Raw genomic sequence first — 21,825 nt, 5'->3', positions numbered from 1 at the left:
ATTTGTCAGCACAAATCCACCTCTGAGGCAAGATCTATTATTTTCCTCTATTCTTAAAACCCAAATTTTGTATAAATCGTTGTATATATTTTTTGCTTGCTTGTAGAATGGGTTCATTTTTATCGCTATGTCCTGAGACTCTGTTCTCCAGGCGTTTTTTTACCTCTTGACAAAGAGAATGAAAGTATGGTAACCAATATATTGTGTTGATATGAAAGAAAAACATTGTGATATATCCATTGGAGAAAACAAAACGAAAGCATACGAAACAAAAAAAGGAATGACTTTCTCGACTCAGGAGCGGAGGCAGGAGGTTGCCAGGACACTAGATGCTTTTCCGCGTCTTTCGGTTCAGGAATTAAGCCACCTTTTTTCGGTGTCGCAGGTTACGATTCGTAAGGATCTCTCCTGGTTAGAAGAGCGGTTATTGGTGGTGCGCACGCATGGTGGGGCTGTCTCCAGGAGGAGCGGAGGGTTAGAGCCAGCTTTTGCTATTCGTGAACAAGTTCAGATGACTGCTAAAGAGAGAATTGCCCGTTTAGCGTCAACCCTTGTTCAGGATGGCGACACAATTGCGCTGGATGCCAGTACGACCAATCTCACTCTGGCATCTTTCCTGAAGGGTAGGCGTGAATTGACGGTTGTCACTAATGGCCTCAAGGCAGCCATGGAGCTCTCCTCGCAGTCTGGTATCTCCGTTCTGATGGCTGGTGGAATGTTACGACAGGAATCGCTCTCGCTGGTAGGGACCTGGGGGACTGGCGTTTTGGAGCAAATTCATATCAAAACGGCTTTCGTGGGGGCGCGTGGATTGACGTTAGAAGAGGGGTTGACCGAAGTAAGTAGTGAAGAAGTGGCTTTTAAGCGAGCGTTGCTCTCGTCGGTACGCGAGGTCGTCGCGCTTGTAGATCATACCAAATGGGGGCAGGTCGCTCTGGCAACATTCTGTCCATTGGAACGCTTGAAGCTGGTTATCACCGATGCTCAGGCTCCCGAGAGCATCATTCAACAGATGAAAAAGCGAGGGATTGATGTCTGGCAAGCCGAGATGTAATCGCTCTTGTTTTATGGTTTTCTTCATACCCTCATCGCTAGTAATTTTTCTGTAGATAGATGATGGATGGGAGAAAATTGAACCTGGATGGTTAGTACCTATATGGTTAGTTCTGTAGCGCGTCTTTCTTAGTCGAAGGCACGTTTACTCAGAAAAAAGGAGTCTATTGTGGTTGCCAATCGCTGGAACAATGACGAGGCCGCGAAAGCCCAGAATGCTCTGGATGAGCTGGTGTATCGCTCAAATTTGTTGGGATCAGACCGGGCAGTTGCTAACTGGGGTGGTGGAAATACGTCGATCAAAGATACTGCGAAAGACTTTCGTGGTCGTGAGATCGAAGTCATGTGGGTGAAAGGGAGTGGATCTGATCTTGCTACGATGCAGGCCAGGCATTTCACCGGTTTGAACCTTGAAGATATTAAGCCTTTACTCGAACGTGATGAGATGTCAGATGAAGAGATGGTCGCTTATCTCGGTCATTGTATTCTTGATAGCAAGCACCCTCGTCCTTCGATCGAGACCTTACTGCATGCATTTCTCCCTTTTAAGCATGTTGATCATACGCATCCAGACGCGATCATTAGCCTGTGCTGTACCGAGGGAGGGCGTGCCATTGCAGAGCAGATCTATGGGGACCGTTTTGCCTGGGTTCCTTATATCAGACCTGGTTTTACGCTTTCGAAGATGATTGCAGAAGCTGTGCGTGCTAATCCTCAGGCTGAGTTAGTGCTGATGGAGAAGCATGGCCTGGTCACCTGGGGCGAGACAAGCGAGGAGTCGTATCAGCATACGATCAACATTATTAACGAGGCCCAACAGTATATCGAGGCTCAGGCTGCGTCGAAGGCTCAACCGCTTTTTGGTGGTCAGAAATACAGCTCCCTCTCTGCTGAGGAGCGTCAGCAGGTGCTTGTGCAGATCCTCCCCGTTGTGCGCGGTGAGGTCAGCCGGGAGCAGCGCATGCTTGTAACGAATGATGCCAGCGCTGATGTGCTGACCTTTGTCAATAGCGTTAATGCCGCCCATCTTTCGCAAGTTGGCGCTGCCTGCCCTGATCATCTGGTCCACACAAAGCGTGTCCCTCTGTTCATTGATTGGGAGCCGAATGTTGGACAGGTCGAAGTGTTAATTGAGCGTATTAAAGCCGGAATTGCCCGCTACAAGCAAGAGTACCAGGCTTATTTTGAAGAGAATAAAGTCGAGGGAGACCAGATCACCACTCCATCACCTCGCGTGATCCTTATTCCTGGTCTGGGAATGCTTAACACAGGAAAATCCTGGTCAAATGCGAAGATCAGCGAAGCATTATACCATCGTGCCATCTCTGTGATGAAAGGGACGGATGCGCTGGGTATTTTCACCTCGTTAAATGCGAGCGAATCGTATGCCATCGAATACTGGCCTTTAGAGCTTTACAAATTGAGCCTTCAGCCACCTGAAGCCGAATTCTCACGTCAGGTAGCTTTGATTACTGGGGGAGCAGGCGGCATTGGTAGTGCAACGGCACGCCGTCTGCTTAAAGAGGGAGCACATGTAGTGCTTGCCGATATCAACCTTGAGGGAGCTCAAAAAGTTGCTCAAGAGCTTAATCAAGAATTTGGTGAGGGACGTGCTCTGGCCTCGAGGGTAGATGTCACGAATGAAGAGGCTGTTTATGCATCTTTTGCTGATTCTCTTCTGACATATGGTGGTGTTGATATCCTTGTGAATAATGCGGGCATAGCTGCGGCGAGTCCCTTTGATGAGACCACATTAAAGGACTGGAACTTTAATATTAGTATTCTAGCGACGGGATATTTCCTGGTGGCTCGCGAGGCGTTTAAGATCATGAAGCGGCAGGGGACGGGAGGAAGTATGGTCTTTATTACGTCGAAAAACGCGATCTACGCAGGGAAAAACGCTGCTGCCTATAGTACTGCAAAGGCAGCGGAGGCACATCTGGCACGCTGTATCGCTGCGGAGGGTGGCGACTTCGGTATTCGCGTCAACTCTGTCTTACCAGATGCAGTTCTGCAAGGTTCAACCATCTGGGGCTCACGCTGGCGCAATGAGCGTGCTGAAGCTTATGGCATTCGTCCAGATCAACTGGAAGAATACTATCGGAAGCGGACTGTACTGCAGGTGAATATCTATCCTGAAGATATTGCCAATGCGGTGGCTTATTTCTCTTCACGTAAGGCCGAAAAGACAACCGGGTGCCAATTGACTGTTGATGGAGGCGTGGCAGCAGCCTTTACACGCTAAACTGGTATCCTTGTGGGCATGGATGAGTAATAAGAGCACACAAAAAGCAGTTATTCATACCATTGGACTCAACAATAGAACCACCTATTGTTGAGTCCCTCCTTTTCTAAAACAAGAATAGATAGTCTTAAAAAGCATGACAGTTGTATTGCGAGAGGATCAGTTGGTTATGAAGATCGTTAATCATCAGTATATTCGGCTCTGGGAAGAAGAGGCTCCAGGCTCACTTTTTCCAGAGCCAGAAGAGGTATCGTTGCCAGACGTTCATATTCCCACGCTCCAGGTGTATCTGCCTCCTGCTGGAACGGCAACAGGGGCGGCTTTTGTTGTCTGTCCTGGTGGTGGATATATTGGGCTTGCTGATCATGAAGGGGCACCAGTGGCCGAATGGCTCGCGTCCCAGGGCATTACGAGCTTTATTTTACGCTATCGTTTAGGTCCAACCTATATCTATCCAACCCAGCTCATCGATGTCCGGAGGGCATTGCGTTTGGTACGAGCGCATGCACCTGAGTGGCAGCTAGATGCCCAGCGGATTGGTATCATTGGTTTCTCAGCTGGAGGCCATTTAACGAGTCTGGCTTCGACCTATTTCACGGCAGGCGATCCTGCTGCGGTTGATCCAATTGAGCGCGTCTCCTCGCGTCCAGATGCACAAATAGCGGTCTATCCAGTCATCTCATTTCCTTTAAGCTATCAGCCCGTTACTTCACTGTTGGCCCATGATAAGCATCCTGCCCCGGAGCTTTTTGATGAGTTAAGTACCAATCGCCATGTGACATCTCAGACCCCTCCTGCTTTTCTGGTGCATACCACAAACGATCGGGGGGTGGTAGTTGAGAATTCCGATCTCTATGCTGAAAGCCTGAAGGCCGCAGGCGTACCGTATGAATATGTACGAGGAGATTTTGGTGATCATGGATTTGGCCTCGACGACCATTGGACCGTCTCCTGTCATGATTGGTTACAACGCCTCCATTTTGCACGTGTGTAGTGAAAAAGTTTCCTGGACAATGTAGCCAGGATCTCTCATGGGAGAACGTGCCTCTCATGAGAGAGAACAATGAATGTTGTCCTGACATACTTTTCGAAGGTGGAGTGATTATGTCACAGATTCAGATTGTCCATTTGCGCTGTGAGTATGCCCAGAATCCGCTGGGGATTGACGTTGAGCAGCCCCGTTTCAGTTGGCAATTAGCCACGTCTCAGCCAGGACGCCGTGGTGTGCGCCAGACAGCCTATCGTATTCTGGCGGGCCCCAGTCAGCAGCAAGTAGAGTCTGGTGAAGATCTGTTGTGGGATAGTGGAAAAGTCCCTTCTGACCAGTCCATTCAGATCGTTTATGCTGGTCCAGCGTTGCGCTCAAGACAACGTGTCTATTGGACAGTGCAGATCTGGGATGAAGAGGATCAACGGGTAACGACCAATGAGCTTGCCTATTGGGAGATGGGATTACTGCATGCGAGCGATTGGTCGGCAGAATGGATAGGCAGTGAGGTATTTCGTCCTGTTCAAACCAAGCCAATGGAGTGGCTAAATCTTACGCCTGAGCAAATGATCCAGCATTGGCAGGATCTTTCACAGCAGGCTTTAGCGAGCATTACTCCCTCTACCTATCTCTATAAAGCAGTTGAACTTCACCAGCAAGTAGTTCGTGCTCGTGTATATAGTACGGCCCGTGGTATCTATCAATTGGCAATCAATGGGCAGAGAGTTGGAGCGGATCTTTTCCGTCCTGGTTGGACTGACTACAATCAACGTCTACAGTATCAGACCTATGATATTACTCCGCTGTTGCAAGTAGGTGGGAATGGTTTTGGTCTGATTCTGGCTGATGGCTGGTTTGCAGGTGTACTCAGCGGGGGGGGACAGCGCCATAATTATGGAATGAGCACACAGGCGCTGCTACAGATCGAGCTGACATATCAAGATGGTAGCCAGCAACGGATTATCTCAGACGCTTCCTGGAAGATCTCACATGGACCAGTGCGCTATGCAGATCTTTACCTTGGGGAGTTCTATGACGCAAGGCTCGAGTGGGATGACTGGGCTACAGCCGCTTTGGACGTCAGTAGCTGGTCCGAAGTCGTTGCCGAGCCAGTGGATGCAGCCCTGCTTTCGGCACAGATTGGTCCTACAGTGCAACGCGTGCTTGAACTGGAGCCAATAAGTGTGCAACAGCCCGAGGCAGGCGTCTTTATCTTTGATCTTGGTCAGAACATGGTTGGTTGGGTTCGCCTGAGGATGCAGGGGGGGGAGGGGACGCGTGTGCGGATACGCTACAGTGAGATGCTCAATCCTGATGGCACCCTCTATACGACCAATCTGCGTACAGCCTGTTCAACGGACACCTATATTTTTAAAGGGACCGGGACAGAAGAGGTCTACGAGCCCACATTCACGTTTCATGGTTTTCGCTATGTTGAGTTAACAGAGATGGACTGCACTCCCGTATTGTCTTCATTAACGGGTATCGTCGTGCAGTCCGCTACTCCGGGGGCAGGTCATTTTGAATGCTCATCCCCCTTAGTCAATCAACTGGTCCAGAATATTCAGTGGGGGCAGCGTGGAAATTTTCTGGATGTGCCAACGGACTGCCCACAGCGCGACGAGCGCCTGGGGTGGGCTGGTGATGCACAGATCTTTGCTCGTACAGCAACCTATAATGCAGACGTGGCAGGTTTCTTTACCAAATGGTTGCGCGATATTGCCGATGCTCAGTTCCCCTCTGGCGGAATCCCCAATATTGTCCCTGCATTAACAGAGACAAGCGTTGGTGCTCCTGGTTGGGTGGATGTAGCAATTATTCTGCCCTGGACTCTGAGCCGCGTCTATGGAGATCTTCGCCTGTTAGAGCAATATTATCCGATGATGACACGAGCTATTGAGTTTCTTACCATCAACAATCCTCAGCATCTCTGGCGGGCCCAGCGCAATGGTGGGGGAAATGGTGCGTGGGATTTTGGGGACTGGCTTTCGATTGATGCACAGACTTCAAAGGATGTGCTTGCTGATGCTTTTTATGCCTATAGCGTCTCACTGCTGGCCTCTATTGCCGAGACGTTAGGCAAAGATGAGGATGCTCAGAAGTATCAGGAGCTCTTTCAACAGATTAAGGCAGCCTTTAATGCGGCTCATGTCTCGGCAGATGGGCATATTACAGGAGATACACAGACCGCATATGTGCTGGCATTGAGCTTTCATCTCTTGCCAGAAGAGCTCAGGCCCGCAGCAACGCACTATCTGGTCGATGATATTCAACGCAAAGGGGGCCATCTTTCAACGGGCTTCCTGGGAGTAGGACACCTGCTGCCCGCATTGACAGAGCATGGGCGGCTGGATATTGCCTATCAGCTTCTTCTGCAAGAAAGCTTTCCTTCCTGGGGCTACTCGATTCGTCAGGGCGCAACAACGATCTGGGAGCGTTGGGATGGTTGGACGGAAGAGAAAGGCTTCCAGGATGCGTCCATGAACTCATTTAATCACTATTCATTGGGTTCTGTCGGCGATTGGCTGTTTCGCTATGTCGCAGGTATCGAGACGGATTCTGGTCAGCATGGCGAGCGATCAGGTTATAAACATATCCTTTTTCAGCCACATATTCATCCTGCCCTCTCTTTTGTGAAGGCTAGCTACGACTCAATACATGGGCGCATTACCAGTGCCTGGGATCTGAATGATGCGGGTTTTATCCACTGGAGAGGAACAGTTCCACCCAATACAACGGCCACCCTCTTACTGCCTGTATGCGAAGGAGCCAGCGTCCTTGAAAGTGGAGATCCAATTGAAGAAGTAGCTGGTATCACACTGCTCAAGCGAGAGGGTGAACTCCATGTTTATCATCTGGAGTCGGGCGACTATCATTTGAGCGTCAAACAACCATCTTAAAAAGAGCAACAACGAAATTCTGTGTAGGGGTGTGCTTGAACACGTTTGCATACGAACATCGGAGCAGAGAAAAGAGGGTCATTTTTGGATGGCATTTATGATGTACAGAAGCAACAAAATGCCATCTGAATCATAGTTTGAGCTCTAAAAGGGTGCCTATCAGCCACCTTTTTAGAGCTCAATTGATCGGTGAGAGGGGAAGCCAGATCACATGAGAAGATCTGAAAAGCTCTGTCCAATGGCTTGCTATTTCTGTTATTCGTAGTAAAATGCAGAGAAAATTTGGTACATTACACAGACTATTTTCGATTGATAATTCAAATCACAATGGTTTGGTGCATTTTTTATAAAATACGTGAGAAGGAAAGCATATGACACTTCGTATTATCCATGTTGGACTTGGAGGTTGGGGGCAGAGCTGGGCGGCGGATGTCGTAGCACACAATAAAGAGATTGAGACCGTGGCCTGGGTAGAAGTTGATGCTCCTACGTTAGCAAAAGCGCAAGAGCGGCTTAAGTTTCCCGCTGAGTCAGGTTTCACCTCATTGCAAGAGGCACTTGATACCGTTGATGCAGAAGCTGTCTTGATCACTGCCAGCCTGCCAGGTCATGTGCCCAGTGCTGTCACCGCCCTGAATGCGAATAAGCACGTCTTATTGGAGAAACCATTTGCAGGCTCAGTTCAAGAGGCGCAGCAGGTTGTTGAACTCGCGGAGCAGCGCAACCTCCTTTTGATGATTAGCCAGAACTACCGTCATGTTGGCATTGCGCGCAAAGCGGCTGAGCTAGTGAAAAATCAGGAACTGGGTCAGGTTGGCGTCGTAAATATTGATTTCCGCCGCTGGGCAAATGTTGGTGAAGTAGGGAGCAATCGCCACCTGAGCCTCTGGCATCCATTGCTGGTTGATATGTCGATTCACCATTTTGACTTGATGCGCATGGTCATTGGTCAAGAGCCGGTACGTGTGCAGTGCACCACATATAGTCCATCCTGGAGCAAATTTGTCGAAGCGCCAGCGGCAGCGCTCACCATTACCTTTGATCGGGGCGCGATTGTGAATTATCGGGGAAGCTGGGTCAGTCCTGCCCCACAGACCAACTGGGCCGGGGAATGGCATATGGAATGTGAAGGTGGCGAGATCTTCTGGACATGCCGAGGCGAGATTCCCGACGCACTACAATTGCGACCACTGGGAAAACGGATGCGCTCACTCAAAGTTCCAGAGCTTGAGTACGTTGATCGCAGTGGTACATTGAACGCCTTTGCTCAGTCAGTCAAACATGGTGCGCCACTGGAGACCTCCGGTCGCGATAACCTCAAGACCCTGGCCCTCATGTTTGGGGCCATCCGCTCAGCCGAGATTGGACAGCCCGTTGATCTGACGGAGCCATTGCCCATCCTCAATTAACATGCGCAGGCGTACCCATAAAAAGAGAGCATAAACACTTATGCTCTCTTTTTATGTTTTATTTATGTAAAAGAGTACTATATTTTTTATTTATCTATAATGCATCAGATCATTGAGCGTTGTTATGAGTAGCGTCTGTCATGTCCTTTCAAAAGACCATATGCCTAAGGTCAAGCAACGTATCAGCGATTTATAGAGCCACGCAACGTTTTTTATTCGAGAGCGATGCTCACGTGGGTGTGAGTTATGTGAACGGAGAAACCGTCTGTTATACCGTAGTTGAGAGTGAAAATACCTTGAACAGAGAAATGGCAATGGTTGTGGTATGATGATCAGGCAATACACAATAGAGAGTATATGTTAGAGTCAGGGATTGGAAACATGGTAGCGTCCAGGTCTTCATACGGCGTAACTTCTCAGGAGATAGGAGGCCAGGAAGTAGTGGAGATGGTATACACTGCACAAAATGTCTTTCTCGCCACAAAGATGCAGGCTCCTCGTCAACGTTCATTGTATGTACAGCGCCCAGCTTTGTATGTTCAGTTACAGAGAGCCCTGGAAGGAGATCTTACCCTGATCTCCGCCCCGGCTGGTTCTGGTAAGACAGCTCTGCTTGCGCATTGGTTGAGTAAAAGTGTGTATCCCTTTGCATGGTTATCGTTGGAGCCAGAAGATGACGAGCCAGCACGCTTTCTCTCATATTTTATTGCAGCCTTACAGGCACGTTATCCTCAGATAGGAGTATCTTCCCAGGCTTTACTGCTACAATCTCCACAGTCTGTTCGATTCGAGCATGTGATGGCTGTACTGAGCAACGAGATCACAGTGAGCAATCTTCCACACTTTATAATGGTCTGTGATGATTATCACCTGATCACTTCTGAAGCGATCCATACCGCCATGTACTTTTTATTGGAGCATTTACCGCCCCAGATGCACTTGATCTTTGCTACACGATCTGATCCGCCATTTCCCCTGACGCGCTTGCGAGCGCAGGGACGTCTGACAGAATTGCGGATGGCTGATCTTCGTCTGAAGAAAGCCGATATCCAGACGTTCCTTGAACAGGTGACCGAGCGGGAGTTAGATACTGATATTTTAGAAACAATCGAAGAACGTACAGAAGGCTGGGTAGCAGGAGTGCAGTTTGCTGCTTTATCATTGCGTAACCATCCGCTACCGCAGACCTTTTTGCACTCCTTTCATGGCAACCATCGTTTTATCTTAGACTACCTCAGCGAAGAAGTTTTTGTGCGCCAGACGCCAGCAGTTCAAACCTTTCTCCTGTCAACCTCTCTATTAGAGCGCCTGACCGCTCCTCTGTGCAATGAACTGACAGGGCAAGCAAACGGTCAGGAGATCTTAGAAGCGCTAGAGAAGGCAAACCTGTTTGTGATGCCACTGGATGATGCTCGTCAGTGGTATCGTTACCATCAACTCTTTGCCGAATTTCTACAAGCACGTTTGCGGCAAAGCGATCCAGAGCAATTCATTGTCCTGCATCGGCGAGCCAGTCGTTGGTATGAACAGCAAGGATTGCTCCTGGAAGCATTACAACATGCAGCCTCGGCAAGAGATAGTGAAGTTCTTGTGGCATTGCTTGAAACATATGGGAGTCAATGCATTCTTGAACAGGATCTATCGCAGAAGGTGCTTGATTGGTTGCAGCTTCTGCCCGAGCGCTTCTATCGAGAACATATACATCTCTGTGTGCTAAAGGCCATGGCATTCATCTACAGCCGGCGACCAACGGAAGCGCCACCATGGTTACAGCGAGCTGATTCGTTAGTCATCCTGGACAATGATACACATCGTCTCGTTCGCGGGCGACTCGCAGCGTGTTATGCACTTGTGCATCTAGCGAATGGTGAGATCGAGCAATGTGCTGACTCTGCTCATCGGGCCATTGCGCTCCTTTCGGAGGATGAAGGATTACTCTATGTACACGTCATGCAATGTGCGCTGCATGCATATCTGGCAACCGGTGATGTTACTCAGGAAACGGAACGGCTGGCCGTCACAGCACTCAGAGCTTCGCGAACATCGAATAACCATGTGCTTTACTTGCTGAGCCTGACCAACCTTGCCAGGATTCAGATTCTTCGTGGGCGGTTGCATCAGGCCAGAGCAACGTATCATGAGGCAGAACATCTCTTGTCCCTCTATCCAGAGCAACCTGTTCCACCGGGTAAAGCTGAGTATGCCATTGGCACTGGGCATATTTTGCGTGAGTGGAATGAGCTGGCTGAGGCAGAAGCATTTCTGCAAACTGGATTAGAGATACAGAACAACACGCCACTGCTTAATGTAGAGCTTATGTCTCATGGGCATATGATATTGTCGCGTCTTTACCAGGCCAAAGGCGCTTATGAGCAAGCGCGAGGGGCAATTGAAAGCCTGAACCTGCTTCTGGAACGACAGCAATTTGCTCCCTATCTTTATGCGAGAGCTGCGGCAGCTCAGGCTGATCTGGCCTTAATGAACAAAGATCTGGCCACTGCAGTAAGCTGGGCAGAGACAGAGAAGAGCGAGATCCAGCCTTTCTTATCCGAGCAGGCCCTTCTCATTCGTATTCGCATTCTTATAGAACAGATGCGGCAATCGGAGGAGACTGCCCAGGCAGAAGAGTTGCATTCCTTGCTTCAGCGCATGCAGGAAGATGCCGAAGCAAAAGCGAGACAGGCAAGCGTGTTAGAGATAATCATACTGCGTGCACTTATCCTTGATCTAATGGGAAGAACATCTGAAGCAGGCATCATCATTGAACAGGCAGTCAAGCTGGCTGAACCTGAGGGCTATATCCGCATTTTTGCCGATAAGGGAGAAGCAGTTGAAGCATTATTAGCCAGGATTCAACTTGACTATCCGAGGAGGCAAGCCTATGTGCAACAGCTTCGTGCAGCCTGTCGACCACATGAAAAAGCGGATACGCAAGCAGTCCCTCCAACGCTCCAGAACTCCAGGAGAACCTTTGTGCAGACACTGGTTGAGCCATTGAGTGAGAGAGAACTGGAGGTTCTTCAACTCATAGCTACAGGAGCCTCAAATTATGAGATTGCTCAACAGCTGATCATTGCCGTTGCAACCGTCAAGAGGCATGTCACCAATATCATCACCAAACTCAACGTAAATAATCGCACCCAGGCGGTTGCAGAAGCGCGTAAATATGGCCTTGTAGAGTGAGACAGCTACAACTTTAGTAGGATGTCGTTTTCTTCGTGAGCGGGTATGCTTAAAGTGCGAGAACTGCATCTTCTTTAGAATAAGGCCAGGACCATAGATAGGCCAGCTTTCATTGGCGAGGAGCCAGACGAAAGAAGGGCGAATCGCAAAAAGAAAGCTATCACAAACTCACAGGAGGAGTTATCGTATGAATGCCCTGGCATTAAAAACAAGTTTTGCTTTACTGGGAGCGAGAAAAGAGAGCTTTGCACACACATTTTATCTCACGTTCTTTGCGCGTTATCCAGCCGCCCAGGAGCTGTTTGTGCAGGACTTGTTGATTCAAGAGCGGTCGTTGATGGCTACCCTGGACCTGATTGTACAGGGGGCAGATCAAGGGATAGATCTGGGTCCAACCCTCTATAAGCTGGGTCTACGACATGAGGCCTACGGGGTAAGAGCCGAGCAGTATGCGTGGATGGGAGAGATCCTTCTGGAGACCTTTAGAGCCTTATTGGGAGAGCTCTTCACGTCAGATATGGAGCAAGCCTGGATCGAAGCCTACAAGTATATGAGCACTGAAATGCAGCAGGCAACAACCCATACATAGTTTTTGTGTGGGTTAGCGGCAGAGACGTCCGAGCATCACACTTCCCGTGGGATACTCGGAGCGTTCTCTGTGTAGTGGTGATGTGCCCGGTTGGAATGAGAGCATTCTCAGCGCAGTGGTGTGCCCGGTTGGAAATAGACGGGTACCTTCTGGAGCCCTTGTAGGCTAGGGCTAACGATAGCTTCTAAATGTTCTTCATGAGAGAGGCGTAGACATTTTAAACGTTGGAGCATAGAAGTTAGAGCAATACGAGCCTCCAGGCGAGCTAACGGTGCACCGAGACAAAAGTGGATGCCATGCCCAAAGCCAACGTGTTGCTGAGCTGGACGATCAAGAGTGAAGTGTTCCGCGCTGGTAAAATGGTGTTCGTCACGGTTTGCAGAGGCAATCCAGGGGAATATCAACTGTCCTGCTTTGATCTGTTGTCCTCCTAAAATGACATCAGAGGTGGCGACACGGAACGCGAATCTAACGGGTGAATAGTAGCGAATCACTTCTTCAATCGCCTGCGGAACCAGCTCAAGATTATTTTGTACCTGTGCGAGAACTTCAGGGTGTTCAGTCAAGGCATAGATTGCATTGCCGATCAGATTCCGTGTCGTTTCGCTACCAGCTAACAAGAGAATCATACAGAACGACTGGATATCCCGATCACTGAGACGTTCGCCATCAACTTGAGCAGTCAGTAGAGCGCTAATCAGATCATCTTTCGGCTCTTTGCGGCGCAAATCGGCAATCTGTAGGAAGTACGCGCCTAATTTCTGTTGTGCCTCCAGATCGCCCCCCTGAAATTTTGCAAATTCGGCAATCACAATCTCCGTCCAGTAGCCAAAGAAGTCGCGATCCTCCATAGGAATACCGAGCATCTCACAGATGACCACGAGAGGTAGAGGATAAGAGAGATCTTGAATCACATCCATCTTCCCGCTTTCGATGACAGAGTCGAGATAGGTATCCACGATCTCTGTAATGCGTGGTTCCAACTGAGCGATGCGCCGTGGCGTAAAAGCCTGTGAGACCAGATTGCGATAATGGCGGTGCATTGGTGGATCGATCATTAGAATGCTTGTCTCAATAAATCCTTCACCGGGGAGGATATGGGAAGAGAACGTTTTAGGATCGGTTAAGATTTGATAAACATCTTTATATGAGAAGACATTCCAGGCATGATGATCCTCATCATAGGTAACAGGATTTGTGGTGCGCATCAATGTAAACCAGCTATACAGATCAAAAGCGTTTGTAATAGGTTTGTGTGTAAGCATTGTGTATCTCCTCTTTCTGTCATTGAGAGAAAATTGTGACGTTTTTATATCGATTACTACTAAGCTCTCAATAAGTCGTTCATTTATTTAGAGTATAGTTTTTTTGACAGAGAAAAAGATGCTCCTTAAGGAGTATTCGTGAGGAGAGAAGAGCAATGCATCTTTTTAGGAATGGTAGAGGAGGCGGATACGACTAAAGTTGTAGCGTCATGGTCCACTTAATCTTCTTTGCAGCAGACTATCGAGCTTGAAGCATGCTGGAGCGCTTATACTGGGAGTAGAGGCAAGAGGTTCCACCACAGAGGCCCTCGTAGTGAAGGAGCCTGTCTCCTCTCTGTCTCATCAGAGAGAGACAGGCTCCCTTCGTCGTTATCTATTCGTGTTGATCGGCACAAAACCTCGACAAGCTTCATCCACATGCTCCGTTATGGCTCATGCGGATGAAGCTTTCAAAAATCTACGTGAGCAGACAATCAGCGTGTATGATGGATCGCAGTCTGTTCAAAGTGTTTAAACGGACCGCTATGATTGGTTGGGAGATGGCCACGCAGATGTGTGCCTGCTTCCTCATACTCTTCCAATTCAATCATCCCAAATTGATGGAACTGAGCGACGAGATCACCACGATCATAAGGTATAACTACATTGAGCGGCGTAAACTGCTCAATCAGAGCCTGGCTGATACAACGCATAAGATCATCCATTCCCTTGCCTTGTAGAGCAGACACCTGTACTGCTGGCAGCTTAGCGGCCAATCCTCCGAGATGGAGAGGCATATCTGCGGGAAGAAGATCAATCTTGTTGACCGCCACGATCATTGGTAAGCCACCGGCCCCAATCTCTTCCAGAACCTGTTCAACAGCTTGAACCTGGAGATGGACATGAGGATGAGAGGCATCAACCACATGAATTAAGAGATCGGCCTGCGCCACCTCTTCCAGCGTAGCTCGGAAGGCAGCAACTAGAGTCGTTGGAAGGCGCTGTACAAAACCCACCGTATCGGTTAAGAGGACCTCTTGCCCGCCAGCCAGCCGAATGCGCCGTGTTGTAGGATCAAGCGTAGCAAACAGCTTATTTTCTGCCAGTGTACTGGGGCCTGCAAAGCGATTGAGCAGAGTTGATTTGCCTGCATTCGTGTAGCCAACCAGAGCAACTACGGGTGAGCCAGTATGTTTGCGGCGTTCGCGGTGGAGTTCGCGCTGACTACGTACCGCTTCCAACTCTTCTTCTAACTGATCTTTCTGGCGACGGAGCAAGCGACGATCGACCTCAATCTGTTTCTCACCTTCACCGCGTTGTTGAGTGCCACCACGCTGACGCGATAAGTGGGACCAGGCGCGGGTGAGGCGAGGCAGATCATATTCGACCTGAGCCAGCTCAACTTGCAAGCGACCCTCGCGGGTACGAGCCCGTTGGCCAAAGATAATCAGAATCAAGGCTGTGCGATCCAGCACCTGAAGATCTAACTCTTTTTCTAAATTGCGATGTTGACCTGGTTTAAGTTCAAGATCAAAGATCACCGCGTCGCAATCATGAAAACGAGTCAGCTCTCTGAGTTCGGCCACCTTGCCTGAACCAAGCAGAGTAGCGGGATGGGGATGGTCCATACGCTGGATAACGCGATCGACCGTCACGGCCCCTGCGCTAGCGGCTAGCTGTTCGAGCTCATCGAGCGATTCATGAATAGGCCAATCGGTCTCAGACGTCTCGACCGTCACCAGAATCACGCGCATTGGTGCATCAGCCAGCAGGCCCTGGAGAGGCTTATCGTTGATGTCCTGCTGTTTTTTATTTTGAGTATTCGTTTGTTCCTGCAAAGCAGACTCCTTTGTATAGAAACTGTCAGTGTGAGGCACATTCTGACAGAGGAAAAGTACTGATCTGATGATAAAGATGGCCTGTTTGTTGCACAGAGCGATACCAGTTTGCAAAAGATTGCTCAGGAGCGTTTGCGGATAGGTAGAGAAGAGTAATGAGGTTTATTGGCGATACCTATGCATAGGCATTCGGTGGGTCTTGGGTTTGTCTGCAAGGATAACGGATGTCTTCTTTACCAGGGACCGCAGCCTCCATTGCGACCTGCAAAGCCAGTCCACAAGAGTAAAGTAGCTGGAAATGCTGAGGGCAACGTATGCGAAACGGAAGATCCATGATTAATTGAAAACTATCACTCGTTATCTCTCCTGCTTTGTCTGTGGTATTTTTTTGAAGTGTTACCAACAATTATACACGATTGTGGGCCAGAAATCAAGGGAAAAAAATGAAAGCTGTTTCATTTAAACAGCTTTCATTTTTTTATTCACATTCTGTTTGCCAATACCTTTTCGGTAATGTCAACATTGTCTAGATCAGACGTTAACGCATCCAGAGATTGTTTCTCTGAATTGCGCCGTTGCCAGTGAAGCAAGACGATAGCAGTAATGCAAGCGATAGTTACAATGATCACACTTGTAACGACAAAGCGCTGAGATGGCTCTTTGTACCAGAAGGTACGGGCGAGTAAGAGATTAATGAAGACCCCTAAGCCAGCCAGAGAGATCCAGCGCGTATCCAGAGGAGCAGCTCTTTGTGCAAGAAGTAAGAAGAGCAATGGATAGATTGGCAATGTATAGCGTGCTCCCACCTGGCGCCATCCTGCAGCGCAAAAGAGCAATACTGAGAGGAGAATGACAGCTGTGGTCGTCCAGAATGCTCTACGTAGCCAGGGGGATGACGTTTTTCCTTGTGGTGAGAAGATGAAAATTGCCAGCAGTGGAGTGCTAAAAAACATACTGGTTCCGATACCATCTATATACAGATCAGTATGAGGGTGGATATCAAAAGGACCAGTAAAAGTAAAGGTTGGTCCACGTAGAAAAGCAATGACAATATTAGGCCACAAATAATGCCAATTAAGTACCCCATAGTGGATGTCCGGGTATACTTGTGCATTTTGTATATTGTAACCAGTTTCAAGGAAGTTGTCGAAATAGACTTTGTTACGGATGAGCAGGATGATTGTTGCAAGGAGAAAGGGAGTAAGAATCACTGCTACTTCACGCAGGGAAGGCCAGCGTAGTGGTAAAAAGCGCCAGCGTGTCTGGGTGCGTCGTCCAATTCCCAGATCGTGAAGGTAGACGATGAGGGGAAATACTCCGATTAGTACCTCGGATGAACGAGTGAGGAGTACCATACTTACCCCTAAAGTAGCAAGTGTCCAACGTCTGCTCAACGTGCTATGAAGCGTAAGAAGAATACCAAATACGCTGATGATTTGAGCTGTCATATATATAATGCCATCAAGGCTGAGCCACAATTCTATTGTACCAAACCCAAAAGTAAGGGCTATAATCACATTTTCAAGCGGCGTACGCTGTGTAATGTGGGATACCCTCATTACTTCAAGCGTACGAAACAATAGAACAATATTGGCAGCAGCGAATATCCACGTAAACCAGATATCACTGAAATTTTTACCTAAAAGGGCTACAAAAGGCAGCATCATTATTGGCGGCAGTGGCGGAAATACCAGGTACATTTTGCCATGAATAATCACCTTATCAAGTACAGGTGTTCTAATATCTGTATGTCCCTGGAGCCAGGCCTGAGCTTGTAATGCGAAACTGTTGAACAATGATTCATGCAATGGGTTGATCTGAAGCAAAACGGTAAATGTACCCAGCAGAAGCATAAGAATAATAAAGAGCACTCCGTCATTCAAGCGGCGGCGTAGAAATTGTTGCATTGATTACTAGCACTCCACTATCTCTTGATTACTTTTCGGCTACCGCAACACGGTGTGGAACGAGGCGCCCAGAGTTATCTTCAACGTCGCGTGTGCCCTCATGATATTCTGCATCTGTGTTGACGCTCCAGGGATCGAGGTTCGCATCAGTGGCAATATTGCGAGCGGCACAAAGAGCCGTCATCATTGAATGATCCTGGTTGTTGTAGTGGTGCATGCCATTGCGTCCAACCAGCTGGAGATTGGATGCCTGGGCCTCTAGAGCATCGCGGATAATGCGCACATTTTTCTTGTAATCATCATCGTAGACCGGATAGGCTTTGTATTGACGTACAACGACTCCACCAAGAATTTCTTCAGGTTTGCATAACTTGAGCTGCATAAGATCCTTGCCTCCCTGTTTGACCAGATCTTCGTCGCTAGAAGTCCACAGACCATCGCCCTCGAAGCAGAAATATTCCAGCCCAAGGCACGTTTTGCTGGCATCAGGGACCATATCCGGACTCCAGTTTTTAAAGTTCTGGATGCGGCCAGCAACAATATCGGGATCATGAAGATAAATCCAGTTATCTGGAAACATCTCTGCTTTATCGACAATCATCGCTACAGTCAAGAAATCTCGATATTTGAGGCCGTCAGCTGCTTGAATTACTTCCTGGGCAAGAGGGGGATCGAAGGCATGGACAAGTTCACGCATAGGCAATGTTGAAATATAATGGGTTCCGCGCACAAGTTCTGTCTGCCCATTGCTATCGCGCACAACAATTCCTGTAATCTGGTTGTTGGCATGGTGGATACTTACAATCTCTTTATCCATTTGTACAGGATGACCATGCTGGTCAAGAATTGTTGCTACGCGCTCCCATAACTCTCCTGGGCCGCGACGTGGATAGCGGAACTCCTCAATGAGAGTTTTGATCACCTCTCCGCCCTTTTTCGTTTTTTGGGGGAGGAGTGCATTTTTGATGGCTTCAAGGAGATTGAGCCCTTTAATACGTTGAGCAGCCCAGTCTGCTGATAGTTCTTTGGTGCTCATTCCCCAGACTTTTTCTGTATAGGTCTTGAAGAAAATGCTAAACAGGCGTTTGCCAAACTGGTTTGTAACCCACTCTTCGAAGCTCTTAGGATGAGAAGTAGGCTTAATACGGGCAAGTACATAGCTGCTGATACAGCGGATGGTTTCAATAGGACCAAGATTAAATAAAGCGTTGAAAGCTTTTAATGGATAATCAAAATACTTGCCTTTATAGACAATGCGTGAGAGACGAGGGCGAACAAGGAGGTCAGCACCCATTACTTCAGTCCAGAGCTCTTCGATCTCAGTGCTTTTGGAAAAGAAGCGGTGTCCACCGATATCAAAGCGATATCCGTTTGCTTCGACTGTACGCGAGATGCCACCAACATAGCGAGGGTCTTTTTCTAAAACAGTAACTCCTACTTGTTGATGAACTGCCAGTTCATAGGCTGCTGTAAGTCCTGCCGGGCCAGCACCCATAATCACTACCTGCTTTTGTGGCTGCTGCGTAGACGCCTGTTCAGTATCCAGAAAAAGATACTCTTCTTGAGAATGGGTTAGAGACATAATTGAACCTTCCTCAATACGATAAGGTAAATAACATTTAGCTAGATTCAAAATAATCAATCAAATTCTGGAACATTATAGAGGTTTTGCATCTCTGGTGACAATCTAAATGGGAATAATGGCCAATTTGGTGTTGCATACACAACAAAAATATATGAAAAAGAAATTATTGTAATTAATGCGTGATTCTCGATCTTTTACAGACAAAAATGTTTCCCAAAAAAGGACAGGCAGGTTCAAAATCTATGGTGGCAATGAGTCAGGGGATGCTTTTGTAGCTCTGTAGAGACCGGTGATGAGGCAAGAAGACCTATCTATAGGCATAAGAAAGCGAGCCCTGGCACACAGATTTTATCTATTATGTATGCGTAGCTTCTGAAAATAAAGTGGCTTGTTTCGCTCACATGAGACATCAAGCTTATATAAAAAGTGTATAGGACCTTATAAGTGGCTCTAGCCTACTTTTTTCTGGATGAGAAATTGTCCTGTTGCAATATCGGCTTGTTGAAGGATATTCCCGGTCTGACGGCACCAGACTTTGATATCGAGTGGGGCTGCTGGATCATTGGCTAAGACAAGCAATGTTTTGCCGGGGGCAAGATCCTGGAGTGAATCGGTAATATCTCCAAGTAAGCGGCTACAGCCTTTTTCGCCAAGATCTAAAATTTTGTCAGCGTGAAGCGTTGTTCCCATCGAGTTGCAAGCCTTTCTCGAGCAATATCTGCACAGTTTGGTAGTGAGGAAAGATAATAAGCTTACATTTTATCGTACCATATTTGCACAGCTATTGCTGCGTCAATTCTATCCACGAAAGTTCAGCTTGCCATGGGCACTTCTCGCATAGCTCATCTTCTCTTACAACATGGTTATGAGTCGATGCTGGATGTTCCCTCTCTCTTTGATTAAAAGAAGAGAGAACATCAGCCTATGTTTGTAGCTTGACAAAACACAAGTATAATAGGTAAACTTACCATAAGAGTACGCATTTTGAATTTGCATTCAAGGTTCTATTAAAGGACAGCAGCAATTATGCAGCAGACGCAGAGTATGTTTATGCTTCATCTTTCTTGTGCAGGTATGCCCATGCCTATGTATATGGCCATGGCTCCCATGTCGCTGTCCTTCGACTTAAAGCATAATCATCCATTGAGATGGTGAGAGCTGAAGACAAAAAGAGGGGCGCAGGCGACGGACCTGCGCCCCTCTTTTTGTCTTTAGCCCTCTCACAATACGTTCCCAGGTGGAAATGTTTGAACAAGTTTTATGAGATGAGGGAAACGGCATGGTAGATGCAGTAGAGCAGACAACATATTACCTGACAACAGCAATTGATTATCCTAACGGCGTTCCTCATATCGGGCATGCGCTTGAGAAAGTGGCAGCTGATATTGTCGCGCGCTATCATCGCTTACTCGGCGATGATACGTACTTTAGCATGGGGCTCGATGAGAATAGCCAGCATGTATTACGAGCTGCCTACGATCGTCATATTGAGCCACAGGCCTGGATAGATCAGATAGATCAAGCCTTTCGTACCACCTGGGCTCGTCTGGATATCTCTTATGATGATTGGATTCGTACGACGGAAGAGCGCCATCGTCAAGCCTCTCTAGAGATGTTTCAACGCGCCAAGCAGCAAGGTGATATCTACAAGGCAGTGTATTCTGGTTGGTATTGCCCCAATTGTAATAACTATTACAATTCTGAAGATCTGGTGAGTGGTCGTTGTCCTATTCATACCTCACTCACACCTGAGTGGTTGCATGAAGAGAACTACTTTTTTGCCCTTTCCAAATATAGCGTCCAGCTTCAGGAACATATTGAGTCTCATCCAGAGTTTGTGGTTCCAGCCTCTCGGCGGGCGGAGGTTCTGGGACTCCTCAAACAGGGGCTACGTGATTTTTCAGTCTCGCGCCAGGTGCGACCTGGGACGATCTCCTGGGGCATTCCAGTCCCAGATGATCCCTCACAGGTCATCTATGTCTGGTTTGACGCTCTGGTGAACTACCTGACCGCGGTCGGTTTTCCGCATGATGAAGCCAGGCTCAAGCAGTACTGGCCAGCGGATGCTCATGTCATCGGCAAGGATATTACACGCTTTCATTGTCTCTATTGGCCAGCGATGCTTCTCTCTGCGAACTTGCCATTGCCCAGACAGATTCCAGTGCATGGCTTTACAACGATTGAGGGGCAGAAGCTCTCCAAGACGTTGGGGAATGTGATTGATCCAGTCGCTGTCGTTGATAAGGTTGGCGCAGATGCATTGCGCTTTTACTTAGCACGTAACCTATCTTTTGGCAATGATAGTGATTTTTCGCGAACTGGCCTGCTGCGCCACTATAACGATGAATTGGGCAACGATCTTGGGAATCTTCTTAATCGCGTAGTATCTATGGTGCAGCGCTATTGTGGGGGAGAGATTCCCGCCGCTGGCCCTTTAGGAGCAGCAGAAAGAGAATTAAAGAACGCAGCGCTTGAAGCGCGCTTGAAAGCTGAGCAGGCTCTGGAGAGTTGGGAGATTAATATTGCGCTCAACGCAATCTGGACGTTTGTACGCCGCACCAATCAATATATTGAGCATAGCGCCCCCTGGAAGCTTGCTAAACAACCTGAGCAGCATGAGTACCTGCGTACGGTATTGGCCTCAGCAGCCGAGGCAACCCGGATTCAGGCAATTCTCTTAGCTCCATTTATCCCATCATCGGCTCAACGCATTTACCAGCAACTGGGGCTGGGAAGGATTGATCATGGCGATTGGCATGCGGCAACGCCGTGGGGAAGCCAGCCTTTGACCCATGTTGTGCCAGGAGCGCTGCTTTTCCCTCGTCTGGATGCGGAGATAGTGGCAACCTTATAGTCGCTGCGCAGAAAAGTAGCTCCCCGAGAT

Annotated in this window: 13 protein-coding genes; 8 read left to right on the top strand and 5 right to left on the bottom strand. The window is 48.2% G+C overall.

All coding sequences use genetic code 11. From position 1 onward, the window contains the following. The first annotated feature begins 280 nt into the window (after positions 1-280). From EL628_RS17895 to EL628_RS17865, 7 genes are all read left to right on the top strand, one after another. Positions 281-1,054 carry a DeoR/GlpR family DNA-binding transcription regulator gene (locus EL628_RS17895; RefSeq protein ID WP_161975580.1) on the top strand — a complete coding sequence of 258 codons (774 nt, stop codon included), beginning with the start codon at positions 281-283 and terminating at the stop codon, positions 1,052-1,054. Between the two features lie 168 nt (positions 1,055-1,222). Further along, complete coding sequence (locus EL628_RS17890) at positions 1,223-3,298, top strand: bifunctional aldolase/short-chain dehydrogenase (RefSeq protein WP_126581276.1); 2,076 nt, start codon at positions 1,223-1,225, stop codon at positions 3,296-3,298. 169 nt (positions 3,299-3,467) lie between these two features. Further along, entirely contained in the window at positions 3,468-4,292 is an 825-nt protein-coding gene (locus EL628_RS17885) for an alpha/beta hydrolase (protein WP_161975579.1), read from the top strand. A gap of 110 nt (positions 4,293-4,402) precedes the next feature. Further along, on the top strand, positions 4,403-7,186 hold the full coding sequence (locus EL628_RS17880) for an alpha-L-rhamnosidase (protein WP_126581274.1): 2,784 nt from the start codon (positions 4,403-4,405) through the stop codon (positions 7,184-7,186). 371 nt (positions 7,187-7,557) lie between these two features. Beyond that, on the top strand, positions 7,558-8,595 hold the full coding sequence (locus tag EL628_RS17875) for a Gfo/Idh/MocA family protein (RefSeq protein WP_126581273.1): 1,038 nt from the start codon (positions 7,558-7,560) through the stop codon (positions 8,593-8,595). A gap of 447 nt (positions 8,596-9,042) precedes the next feature. Next, positions 9,043-11,778: a winged helix-turn-helix domain-containing protein gene (locus tag EL628_RS17870; protein ID WP_161975578.1), complete on the top strand. Its 2,736-nt coding sequence runs from the start codon at positions 9,043-9,045 to the stop codon at positions 11,776-11,778. A gap of 187 nt (positions 11,779-11,965) precedes the next feature. Next, entirely contained in the window at positions 11,966-12,367 is a 402-nt protein-coding gene (locus tag EL628_RS17865; RefSeq protein WP_126581271.1) for a globin domain-containing protein, read from the top strand. Between the two features lie 107 nt (positions 12,368-12,474). Here the strand turns inward: EL628_RS17865 and EL628_RS17860 are convergent, their stop codons facing one another. The 5 genes from EL628_RS17860 to EL628_RS17840 form a co-directional block, all read right to left on the bottom strand. Further along, a complete protein-coding gene (locus EL628_RS17860; RefSeq protein WP_126581270.1) occupies positions 12,475-13,632 on the bottom strand; it encodes a cytochrome P450 in 1,158 nt (385 codons plus the stop codon). 473 nt (positions 13,633-14,105) lie between these two features. Beyond that, positions 14,106-15,449, bottom strand: coding sequence for a GTPase HflX (gene hflX, locus EL628_RS17855; protein ID WP_126581269.1), 1,344 nt, complete (start codon positions 15,447-15,449; stop codon positions 14,106-14,108). Between the two features lie 482 nt (positions 15,450-15,931). After that, positions 15,932-17,356, bottom strand: coding sequence for a hypothetical protein (locus tag EL628_RS17850; protein ID WP_126581268.1), 1,425 nt, complete (start codon positions 17,354-17,356; stop codon positions 15,932-15,934). Between the two features lie 28 nt (positions 17,357-17,384). Continuing rightward, a complete protein-coding gene (locus EL628_RS17845; RefSeq protein WP_126581267.1) occupies positions 17,385-18,938 on the bottom strand; it encodes an NAD(P)/FAD-dependent oxidoreductase in 1,554 nt (517 codons plus the stop codon). A gap of 453 nt (positions 18,939-19,391) precedes the next feature. Beyond that, positions 19,392-19,631 carry a sulfurtransferase TusA family protein gene (locus EL628_RS17840; protein WP_126581266.1) on the bottom strand — a complete coding sequence of 80 codons (240 nt, stop codon included), beginning with the start codon at positions 19,629-19,631 and terminating at the stop codon, positions 19,392-19,394. A 589-nt stretch (positions 19,632-20,220) separates the two neighbouring features. On the opposite strand from EL628_RS17840, the gene metG reads away from it, so the two are divergent. Next, the gene (metG, locus tag EL628_RS17835; RefSeq protein WP_126581265.1) at positions 20,221-21,795 is read left to right on the top strand and encodes a methionine--tRNA ligase; all 1,575 of its coding nucleotides are present in this window, start codon (positions 20,221-20,223) and stop codon (positions 21,793-21,795) included. Positions 21,796-21,825 lie beyond the last annotated feature (30 nt).

The sequence above is a fragment of the Tengunoibacter tsumagoiensis genome, from assembly GCF_003967535.1.
GTDB classification, from domain to species: Bacteria; Chloroflexota; Ktedonobacteria; order Ktedonobacterales; family Ktedonobacteraceae; genus Tengunoibacter; species Tengunoibacter tsumagoiensis.
Note: the sequence above shows the minus strand (reverse complement) of the source record. Positions and strands in the feature narration are given on the sequence as shown.